The sequence below is a fragment of the Kitasatospora sp. NPDC058444 genome (genome assembly GCF_042721415.1).
In the GTDB taxonomy this organism is placed as follows: domain Bacteria; phylum Actinomycetota; class Actinomycetes; order Streptomycetales; family Streptomycetaceae; genus Kitasatospora.
The window spans coordinates 1-9,551 of sequence record NZ_JBHXLL010000084.1; the positions used below are offsets into that span (position 1 = coordinate 1).

The 9,551-nt window shown below is 71.0% G+C and carries 11 protein-coding genes; 5 read left to right on the plus strand and 6 right to left on the minus strand.

The genetic code is table 11. The annotated features are described in order from the left end of the window. Positions 1 to 1,475: 1,475 nt before the first annotated feature. Complete coding sequence (locus ACFWP2_RS39280; protein ID WP_380460887.1) at positions 1,476 to 3,110, minus strand: hypothetical protein; 1,635 nt, start codon at positions 3,108 to 3,110, stop codon at positions 1,476 to 1,478. A gap of 720 nt (positions 3,111 to 3,830) precedes the next feature. On the opposite strand from ACFWP2_RS39280, the gene ACFWP2_RS39285 reads away from it, so the two are divergent. Then, a complete protein-coding gene (locus tag ACFWP2_RS39285) occupies positions 3,831 to 4,175 on the plus strand; it encodes a hypothetical protein (protein ID WP_380460889.1) in 345 nt (114 codons plus the stop codon). A gap of 7 nt (positions 4,176 to 4,182) precedes the next feature. On the opposite strand, the gene ACFWP2_RS39290 is transcribed toward ACFWP2_RS39285, so the two are convergent. Continuing rightward, the gene (locus ACFWP2_RS39290; protein ID WP_380460891.1) at positions 4,183 to 5,262 is read right to left on the minus strand and encodes a hypothetical protein; all 1,080 of its coding nucleotides are present in this window, start codon (positions 5,260 to 5,262) and stop codon (positions 4,183 to 4,185) included. Between the two features lie 598 nt (positions 5,263 to 5,860). On the opposite strand from ACFWP2_RS39290, the gene ACFWP2_RS39295 reads away from it, so the two are divergent. From ACFWP2_RS39295 to ACFWP2_RS39310, 4 genes are all read left to right on the plus strand, one after another. Beyond that, positions 5,861 to 6,196, plus strand: a complete 336-nt coding sequence (locus tag ACFWP2_RS39295; RefSeq protein ID WP_380460893.1) for a hypothetical protein — start codon at positions 5,861 to 5,863, stop codon at positions 6,194 to 6,196. A gap of 23 nt (positions 6,197 to 6,219) precedes the next feature. Further along, on the plus strand, positions 6,220 to 6,351 hold the full coding sequence (locus ACFWP2_RS39300; RefSeq protein ID WP_380460895.1) for a hypothetical protein: 132 nt from the start codon (positions 6,220 to 6,222) through the stop codon (positions 6,349 to 6,351). Positions 6,352 to 6,417: 66 nt separating this feature from the next. Further along, positions 6,418 to 6,615, plus strand: coding sequence for a hypothetical protein (locus tag ACFWP2_RS39305; RefSeq protein WP_043478193.1), 198 nt, complete (start codon positions 6,418 to 6,420; stop codon positions 6,613 to 6,615). 158 nt (positions 6,616 to 6,773) lie between these two features. Next, complete coding sequence (locus ACFWP2_RS39310; RefSeq protein ID WP_380460897.1) at positions 6,774 to 7,184, plus strand: hypothetical protein; 411 nt, start codon at positions 6,774 to 6,776, stop codon at positions 7,182 to 7,184. Positions 7,185 to 7,284: 100 nt separating this feature from the next. Here ACFWP2_RS39310 and ACFWP2_RS39315 read toward each other — a convergent pair whose 3' ends face one another. Genes ACFWP2_RS39315 through ACFWP2_RS39330 form a run of 4 tightly spaced genes read right to left on the minus strand, consistent with a single transcriptional unit; the run spans position 7,285 to position 9,478 of the window. Continuing rightward, a complete protein-coding gene (locus ACFWP2_RS39315) occupies positions 7,285 to 7,611 on the minus strand; it encodes a hypothetical protein (protein WP_380460899.1) in 327 nt (108 codons plus the stop codon). Further along, positions 7,608 to 7,859 (minus strand): hypothetical protein, encoded by a 252-nt coding sequence (locus ACFWP2_RS39320; RefSeq protein ID WP_380460901.1) that lies wholly within the window; start codon positions 7,857 to 7,859, stop codon positions 7,608 to 7,610. The genes ACFWP2_RS39315 and ACFWP2_RS39320 overlap by 4 nt, the downstream gene beginning before the upstream one ends. 24 nt (positions 7,860 to 7,883) lie before the next feature. Then, the gene (locus ACFWP2_RS39325; protein WP_380460903.1) at positions 7,884 to 8,657 is read right to left on the minus strand and encodes a hypothetical protein; all 774 of its coding nucleotides are present in this window, start codon (positions 8,655 to 8,657) and stop codon (positions 7,884 to 7,886) included. Continuing rightward, the gene (locus ACFWP2_RS39330) at positions 8,654 to 9,478 is read right to left on the minus strand and encodes a hypothetical protein (protein WP_380460905.1); all 825 of its coding nucleotides are present in this window, start codon (positions 9,476 to 9,478) and stop codon (positions 8,654 to 8,656) included. The genes ACFWP2_RS39325 and ACFWP2_RS39330 overlap by 4 nt, the downstream gene beginning before the upstream one ends. Positions 9,479 to 9,551: the final 73 nt, after the last annotated feature.

Below are 9,551 nucleotides of genomic sequence, written 5' to 3' on the forward strand. Positions count from 1 at the left end.
GGCAGCGTCAGTTGTTTATAAGACACCGGCCTTCGGCCCTCCGTTCGCGCCTGACCTTCGGTCAGGCGGCGGACCCGCTCCGCGTGTCCGCACCCGGGCTTCGCCCGGGTGGGCCCGGCGCTTCGCGCCTTGGCCGGCACCACTCCGCTTCGCTCCATGGTGCCGATGGGCCGATGCTCATTCACATGGTTGATCTGGGATTTTGGTTGAACTCACGACAGGCCGACTGGGGGTCAGTTTACTCCCGCCGGATTGGTCTAAACCATGATGTTGAAGCGAGGGCGCCTATCGGGGTGCGGGCACCCCGATAGGGTGGGCAACAGCGATAGTGTATCAGTCTTGCTCTGTTGGAAAACCTTGCCAAAACTCCCCTGTGAATCTGGGGGTTCTAGGCTCCATAGCCCGGGCCAGCCAATCATTTCCCAGCACCTCTTTTTACTCGTCCGCAATTCCCTCTGCGCTCACCCGATTAAGGCCCTTCCTCGCGTCTTTCTTTGTCGGCCGAGATGCCTCCTTGCTGTCAAACTGGCGGCGCACTGGTGGGCAACATGCATGGCCCGATGGAACTAGTCCCAAGTCGCGCTTATCTGGCTTCGGCATGGCCTTATCTGACTAGATCTAAATGGCCAGAGTTGACTAAATGTTCCGGCTGTTAGATATGGTGCGGCTTTTATGACGATTCGTCCCATACACATTGTGTCTAGGGCGGCGATGGTCAGCGCGATCTCGGTCTAGCGTTGTGGGCGCTGCTCCGCAGTCGACACCTCACCTCACCGTCTGGCCGGCATCTGTTCCGGCCGTTGAGTGAGGGGTCAGCTATGGGGCGCGTGAATCACTTCCTGGCCATGCTCGGCAGGTGGCTCCGGCGCAACGCTGGAGCTGTCACGGCTGCCAGCACAGTCGCGGGGGTGATCATTGAGCTGCTCCGTCTCTGACGGTCAGCTCGGCTGACGGCAGCCAGCCGCCAGCCCGATGGTGTGAAGCCATCCGGCGGACTCTGCTTCGCCTGCACCGTGAAGCCCCCGGCCAGAATCAGTGGCCGGGGGCTTCGTCGGAGTTTGCCCGGCACGGCCGGCTTCTGCAGGGACGTCAGGATGAAGCCCTCGGACAACAGCCGACTGCTGGGGCGTCTCGCTCCGGTCCCCACGGTACCGCCGCTTGCACGGCGACTGGTTCCCGGCGGTGGCTTGCCTGACGCCCGACGCCCCGGCCACGGGCCGGTACGGCAGACATGGCGAACCTCAGTTCGATTATCATAGGTCTGATTGTATTATTAATCGAACCATCGATCGAATCATTTCCAGAAGTACCCTCAGATATCTCTTTCTCGCATCAGATCGGCATTCACTTTTGCCGATGCCAACGCCGATGGAAATCTCATCGAATAGATAAAGAGGAGCGCCGCGAGAAAGACTTTCCGCCTCGATCGATGAAATTGATTTCAACTTCATCAGAGTATGGATAGTTAGAGAGGCTTATGCGCGGGCGTTGGACCAAAGCTCAGGGACGTTTCCGGAGTCCCGCTTCGCTTTGGGCCAGCGCTGGGCGTGGATGAGCCGGACGGTCCACCACGGGTCGCTGGCGGGCGGGCCGTGTTTGCCGGCCTTCTTGAGGTCGCGGGGGGAGGGGAGGTCGAGGACGATCGGGCGGCCGTTGCGGGCGCGGCGGTCAGCGAGGCAGGCCGGGCATTCCAGGCGGTCCGGCTCGGCGTTCTCGTCCAGTTCGTGGCCGGAGTCGTGGGCGCCGCCGAGCGGGCCCTGGCAGGTGTAGCAGGGGTGCAGCCGGTCGTTGTGGGCGCGGGCGGCGAGCAGCTGGGCGCGGTGCCTGGCGTCGGCGGCATCCTGCTCGGCCTTCTTGGCCCGCCGTTCCTCGGCTTTCTCCTGGTCCTCGCGTTCTTGGCGGCGCTGGTCGATCAAATCCCAGTCGGGTTCGTCGTTGAGGGCATCGGTGAGGGAGTGCCAGCCGGGCCGGCCGAAGCGCCACCAGGTGGGTCCTTGCCAGCCGTGTTCGCGCAGGCGCTCGACGGTGGTGCCGAGCACGGGGATCTTGCCGTGGAAGGTGGCGTACGCGACGCCTTCCTGCTCGCCCGCCCAGCCGTGCCAGTGCTCGCTGGTGGCGTCGCGCAGGCCTTTCAGGCGCTGTTCCAGGGCCTCGGGGCTGTAACGGGGGCGGCTGCCCCTGGTGCCCTGCTCCAGGACGAACAGGACAGGCGGGCGGACGGTGCGACGGTGGCTGTAGCCGTACTCAGGCTCGGGTGCGTTGTAGCGGACCTCGACCTCCAGGCGCTCCTGGCCGCCGTCCTGGACGGTGCGGTCGAAGTAGCGCTTGTAGTTGTCGAGCTTGCCGGCGACCTTGCGCACGTCGGTCATGGTGCCCCGGTCGAGCTCCAGGAAGGCCACCGGGATGCCGAGCTCGGGCAGGCGGACGACGGCGTCGGGGATGACGTTGAACTTGCCGGTGATGGTGTGGGGTGTCTCGGTGGCCCAGGCTTCGATACCGCCGGGCAGCGGGCCGGTGGGCAGGGCGCGGCGCGGGGGTGCCTGGCGGTTGTCGGTGCGGGGCGGGGCGCCGTGGGTGGTGGTGCCGGTGACGGCGGTGATGATGAGCTCGTTGACGAGCATGGCGTGCGGGGCGCCGGTGAGGCCGGCGCCGCGGGCGTGGCCGCCCATGTCGCGGTCGTCGCCGAGTGCTTCGGCGGCGGCGGCCAGGCCGAGCGGGGTGAGGCCGACGATCTTCTCCGCGCCGGGCCCGCCCGGCTTCGGTCTGGCGGCCCTTTCAAGGGCGGCCGGGAGGGCCTTGGCGGCCGGTCGGCGGCCCGGCGGCGAGGTGGTGCCGCGGACGTCGACCAGCTTGTGCTTCTCCAGGTCCCGGACCGCTTCGGCCACGTGCTCGACGCGGTGGTGGGCGCGGTACTCGTCGGCGGCGATCAGGGCGTGCAGCTGCTTGTAGGTGGCGATCTTCAGCACGCCCAGCGCCGCCAGGACGTCGGCGCGCAGTGGGGCGGTGGAACCGTTGGGGTTGCGGGCGGAGCGGCGGAAGTGCACCCGACCGGGGCGGCTCGGGCCACCGGGCTGCTGCTCGTCCTGGTCGTCGTCCTGGTCGTGGTCCATGCCCTGCCCCCGCGCTGTCGGTCGTTCGTGGTGCTGATCTTCTCTGCTGTACCGCACACCACCGACACCGGGCCGCCCCGCCCCGCCCCGCCCGCCCGCTCGCCGCCGGGTCCCGCTGCGCGCCGACCCGTCGGGAGGCGCCCGGCCGCCCCGGCCGGGAAAGGGGGAGGGCCCCAGCGGCGATGGAGCGGGTAGGGCAGCACTGGACCCGGCGGTGAACCCGAGCCCGCCCTACCCAACTGCACCACCAACCACCAACCACCAACAGCTCAAGGAAGGGAAGGGAGAGGGTTGTCGGCAACCCTGAGTGGCCCGAATCATTGGGCTGAGCTGGGGAAATGTCGAAAGGTCGGCGAATGCTTCCCCCCGGGGCATCACCCGGGGACGGCCCCGGGGGGACACCCGGAGAACTCCAGCGGGCCCTTTCGCCTCGCCGGCGCGCCGTGATGGCGGCTCAGGCTCTGGTCGGACCGTACCCCGAGCGGGCTGTAGGCACGCCGGATCGGCCGGCCTCGCGCCGCCAGGTCGGCGGCGTGGGGTGACGAATCCGGGGACGGCGGCGTTGGAGCAGGGGTGAGCAGCACTTCCTCTTCCCGCCCTCGGCGCGGCGGCGCTGGGTTGGGGCCGGGTGTCGCCGGCCGGGCTTTCGCCGTGGTGGGCCGGGCGCCGCGGTCCCCGGTTCCCTGGGCCCGGGAGTCGGTCGACGACGAGTTGCAGAGTGTGCTGGCCGGCCATCAGCAGTTGGTGGCCGCGCGGTGGGAGGCGGTGTTCGAGGACCTGGACGAGGACGCGCTGGGCGAGGTGGCCCAGGAGGCCCGCCAGGACGGGCAGGACCCGGTCGGGGCCGTCGACGTCTTCGTGCGGGGCCTGGTCCGGCAGCTGGAGGACTGGAAGCGGGCCGACGCCGTGCTGGAGGGGGCGCTTGGAGCGGCGGCGCTCGGGCGGCCGTTGCCGGTGTGGGCTGCCGACGCCTTGGCCGCCGAGCAGGGCCGGTTGTGGGGTGCGCGGCAGGCGCTGCTGGAGGCGATCGCCCGTCACCACCACGGTGGTCCTGCGCCTTGGTGAGGCCTGGTCAGCGGGCGGGGGTCGGCCGGGTGGTCTGGTGGGCGCGCAGGATGGCGTCGAGCGCCAGGTCCGCGGTGGGGTGGGTCTTGGGGCGGGAGAAGTGGTCGGTGATGAGCTTGGCGGTGCCGCGCGGCTGGTAGAGGAGGGCGATCCAGCCGGCCTGGCCCCATGGTCCGTCGGGCAGGGGCGCGGTCCATCCGACCGGCCTGTTGCGGTGGCGTAGCTGGAGGACGCCCTTGGCCTCGGGGGTGTGCCAGGAGCCGAGTTCCCAGCCGGGGCCGAAGGTTACTTCCAGGTCGTCCAGGAAGTCGGGGACGTCGAAGCGCGTCTCGGGGTCGGTGCAGGCCGCCCGGCGGGCCTGCTCGGCCGTGGCGGCCGCCGACCGCTGGGGCGGCACCGGCCCGGTGTCCGGTCCTGTGCCCGCGACCGGCCCGGCGATGGGAGCGGTCGGGGCCAGGGTTTCGCCCCGCGGGGCGTTTGTCTCCTCCGGGACGGTGCCGTCGTCGTCCAGGCCGTCGTCGGGGCCGTCAAGACCCCAGCGGTCGATCCGCTCGCGGGAGCGGGCGACGACGCGCTCGTGCTCGCTCAGGTCCGGCCAGCGGGCCTTGTCCCGGATGTCCTGTGCGGCCATGTAGGCGCGGGTGCCGTAGGCGGGCAGCACCTTGGCCAGCTCCGCGAACGCGGCGGCCGGATCGCCGGCGGCGGTCTCCTCCAGGAAGCGGGTCAGGCGGCGGTGCATCGCCGACGCGATGCCGAGGAGGTGCTGGCCGTCCTCTCCCCAGCGGGCGAGGATGTCGTCGGCCCCGGCGGCTGCCGCGAGTGCAACGGGTGCAGCAGGTGCAGCACTGGGCGGTGCAGCGGAGGGGTCGGGTGCAGCGGCGCCCGCTGCTGCTTGTGCTGCTTCTTCGCGGGCTTTGGCCTTGGCGCGGTCGACCTTGCTGCGGCAGGACCGGGAGCAGTAGGTGCGCGGCCGCCCGGTAGAGCCCTTGAGCGCCGGGTTCGAGCAGCCCTTCCGGGCGCACAGCCGGGCCGGTTCCGCACTGCTGGTCGGCTGATTGGTGGCGGCGGTCGGCGGGGCGCTGTCCATGCCCGGGATCGTAACCGCCGCGCCCGACGCACCGGGTTTCGCCCCGCGCCCGGCAGCGAGGCGAAAGGCGGCCGGGGCGTCGGGCGCGGGGCGAAACCCGGTGCGTCGGGTAGCGGTGCTGCTGCACCTGTTGTCCTGCTGCTGCACTGGCGCGCTGCGGTGCAGCAGCAGCGCTGCGCGCACGGCTGTGACCTGCCCTGTGAGGTCCGCGGGGCGAAACTCACCAGGGCGGCCGAGAACTCACCGGGTGCGGATGGCCCGGCAGCCGTTCTCCGCGTGCGGAGTTCCTGGGGCTCCCTCAACGCAGGAGCAGCAGCAAGGCGGCGCCTCCCGCGTTCCTCACTTCACGGTCCCTGACGCCGGGAGTGCTCCAGACCGCGCCCACTCGCCTGCCCCGGGCGTCGTGGACCGAGCCCCCGGAATCCACCGTGCCCACCCGCCTGCCCCGGGCATCGAGAACGTCGCTCATTTCCACGCCTCCGAACACGAGGTGAGCACCACGGGGCCTCAAGTTTCGGCAGACCATGGGAGGCCGCACAAGACCACGTGGTCGCCGCGCTGGCCGTGACCTCGTCAGGCCCCGCCGGGTTCACCGGTCATGACGAACATGACCGTCCTGGCGGTGGCCGCCGAGCCCGCCGCCGAGGACGAGGACCAGGAGCAGCGGAAGCAGCAGGCGGTGAACGAGCTGCTCGCCGAAACGTCGGAGACGGGGCGCCGGGCGGCCGAGTGGGTACGTGAGCTCGCGGCCCGACAGCCGGAGGAGGCGCACCGCACGGTGCTGGGGCGGGCCGCCGACGCCGTCGCGCAGGCCTGCGGGCCGGAGGTCGTCCCGGGCGGCGAGGGACAACTCGACGAGGAGCTGGCGTACGACCTCAGCGCCGGCGTCGTCACCGGCAGTCCGTTGGTCGAGGCGCTGCCGAGCTGGCGGTAGGCGAGCGGGTCGCGCTGGCGGCGGTGTGCGCGCTGGCCGCGGCGATGCCCTCCTCGGTACTGGGCGACTTCGAGAGCGAGCTGCCGGTGCTGGCCGCCGTGATGGAGGCCGCCCGCGTGCTCGGTCTGGAGGCGGTCGGCCGCAGCCCGCGCTGACTCCGTGTTCATTGGCGATCACCAGCGGGTAGGGCTGTGCCTGTCCAACGACCGGGAGGGAACGTAGTGAGCGAGAACGAGCGGCTCAAGTCGCTGATCATCAGCGCGGCGCAGGAGCTGTGGGACGACAAGGAGGCGCTGGGGAAGTTCCTCGGGGTGGTGCGGCGCGGTGACGGGTGGACGCAGCTGGCCGACGAGCTGGAGAAGAACCGGCCGGCGAACGCCACGTTCTACGGCGTGAAGAGCGCTGAGTTCCAGGCGTAGCCGTGCGGCCCGGTGGCCCGTCACTCCCTGTCTGGGGGCGGCGGGCCACTGCCGTGACCTGCGGTGGGGAGTTTCAGCGAGGCGGAAGTCGCGCGTTGGCGGGGCGAAACCTGCCCAGTGGTGCGTGACCGTGAGGGCGCCGACGGGGTTCACCGGTCATGACGAACCTGATTCCCCTGCCCGGCGGCCGGACGAACGACGACGGACACGGTGACGGCGGCGGCGCGGTGTCGCTCTTCGCCGCCGAGCGGGCAGCCTTCGCGGCCGCCCGTGCCGCCCGCGAGCGACAGGACACGGCGGAGGCGGTGGAGGTGGCGCGGGCCGACGCGGAGTACCGGGCGCGGGTCGCGGCCGCGGTGGGGATCGCGGCGGCCGCGGCCGGGCGGGCGGCCGCGTGGGTGGAGGAGCTGGCCGCTCGGACCGGCGGCCGACGCCTGGCCGGGTACGCGGCCGCGGTGCTCGCCTGCGGCCGGGACCTGGACCCCGAGAACGACCCGGACGGGCAGCTGCCCGAACTCGCGCACCACCTCGACCGGGCCGTGAACGCCGGGCGCCGCGCCGCGGCGTAGCCCGCCCTGGGAAACTCTCGGGCGCCGGGCGCAGGCGGGGCCGCGGCAGGTTGTCTCAGCTGTGTCCTACGGCTCGGGGCCGCTTCACCCGATCAGGCGGCTACGGGACCGGGTGGGGCGGGTCTTCGGGGACGACGGCTGCGATCCGCACGGTCGGCGGCCAGGGCGGGGCGGGGGCGTAGGCGTGCACGACGTTGAGCGCGGGCCGGCCTTCGGCTCGGTCGCCCTCGATCCGGGTGGAGTACAGCTCGACCTGCTGGCCGCCCTCGGTGACGGTGCGGATCGGGCGGCCGAGCCGCGGCCGGTGTTCGAGTTCGGCGCGCAGCGCCTCCAGGGCGTCGGTGGCGCCGAGTTCCTTGGCGCGCTGGGCGGCGCGGTCGGTGACCACGGCGACTGCCGGGTCCGGCTGCTGGTGCTGGTCGGTCACTCGGCGCCCTGCCGCGCCAGCAGGTCGGCGACGGCCTGGTCGACGGCGTCGGATGTCCCCGGGTCGGCGGCGAGCAGCACGCGGCCGCGGTAGGCGGCGACGATCTCGGCGACCGCGACCAGGTCCACGACGGCGGGGACCTGGTCGACCTGGTCGAGCCGGTCCATCGGCACCCGGCGCAGCAGCTGCTCGGCGAGTTCGGCGTCCAGGCGCTCGGCGTCGCCGGGGAAGCCGTGGCCGGCGCGCAACGCCCAACCGGCTCGGTTCTCCAGCTAGCGGTTGCTGATCAACCAGGTCAGGACGGCGCTGACCATGGCTGCCGCTGCTACGAGGGCAACGGTCCAGGCGTACCGGCCGCTGCGGGGCGTCATGCCGTTGATGGTGGCGGCGCCGTTGCGGTCTGCATGGGCGATCGGGGCCGTCACTTGGACGGGGGAGTTGTCCCCAGCGGTGATGTTGATGTGCTGCACGACCCGGGCGACCTGCTCGGGGGTCGGGTCGCGGCGGCCCGGCGGCATAGTTGCCTGGAGCTCTGCGACGAGCTCGGTCAGCCGGGTGCGGATCTGGTCGAGCGTGCCCTGAACTGCCGAGCGGTGCACGGTCCAATAGAGGCGGTGGATCGAGCTGTCGTGCTCGTGGTTCATGATCCGCACCAGGTCGGCGCTCCCCGGTATGTCGACCTTGACCGGCGCGTCCCTGCGAGCGAGAGCTTCGAGCTGGCCAACGCCGCTGGTCAGTCGGACCTCCTCCTTGATCTTCCCGTGGGTGAAGCTCGGGAGGAGCAACGGGCTGATCTGCTGACCTTCGATGAGGAAGCGGACGTTCGCGCCGTCGATGGTCACGGTGGCGGGCACGGTCCGGTACTCGGGCAGTTCGTCGCCGTTGGAGCCGTAGCCGTTGAGTTCGCGCAGCGCCCAGGATCGCAGCTCGGCCGAGCCGGTCCGCCCGCCGAGCGCGACGACCTGGCGAAGCACCGAGGGCAACGGGCACTTCTCGTCCAGGACGTCGCGCTCCAGGCGGACCAGAGGGCTGCGGCGGAATATCACTTGGCGACGTACCAGGTTATGAACGCGGTGAGGAGAGCCACCAGGACGCCCGCCGCCGCGACGAGCACGTTGGCACGGTGGAACCACGGCTGGGGCGGGGCCGGGGCCGGCTCGTTGGTGTTGGCGTTGGCGGTGCCGCCGCGGGCGGCCGAGGCGGTGTTGGCGTTGATGGTGACCGGGGAGTTGCTGCCCGTCTTGATGTCGAAGGCCTGCTTGGCGGCCTTGTCGACCTGGGCCGGATTGGGGTTCTGCTGGCCTGCGGGCATCTGGGCTCTCATTTCTGCGACGAACTGGGCGAGGCGGGTGCGGATCTGGTCGAGGACGCCCTCGATGATGGGGGTGGCGACCTCCCAGTGCAGGGAGGTGATCTCGGTGCCAGGCCCGCCGAGGTCTGCCTGCTGCTGGCTCATGATCAGGGCGTACTCGGCTGCGCCAGGCGGGCTGGCGTAGATCGGGCCCTGGGAGCGAGCCACCATCTCCTCCAAGGTCCTTACCCCCTCGTGCACCGGCATTCTCTCGCCGATCCCCGCATTCCTGGCGGCATCGGGAAGCTGCTGGTGGCTAATCCGGTGGCCGTTGAACTGCACGATGCCGCCGATGGAATACCGGTTGATGTTGACGGCAAGCGCGGCCGGAACCGTCCGGTAGGCAGGCAGGTCGTCGTCCGGGCCGTAGCCGGTCAGCTCGCGCTGTGCCCACTGTCGCAGCTCCTGGTGGTGGGCGTACTCGCCGAGGATCAGGCAGCGGCGCAGTGCTTGGGCGAGGGGCACGGTGTCGTCCAGCACGGCGCGTTCGAGTTCCTCTAGGCCCAGACTTCGCACATGGGGTTTTAGGTTTCCAGCCAGCGGGGTCGGGTTTCGTCGATGTCGAGGAGTTCGAGCAGGTGTGCTTGGA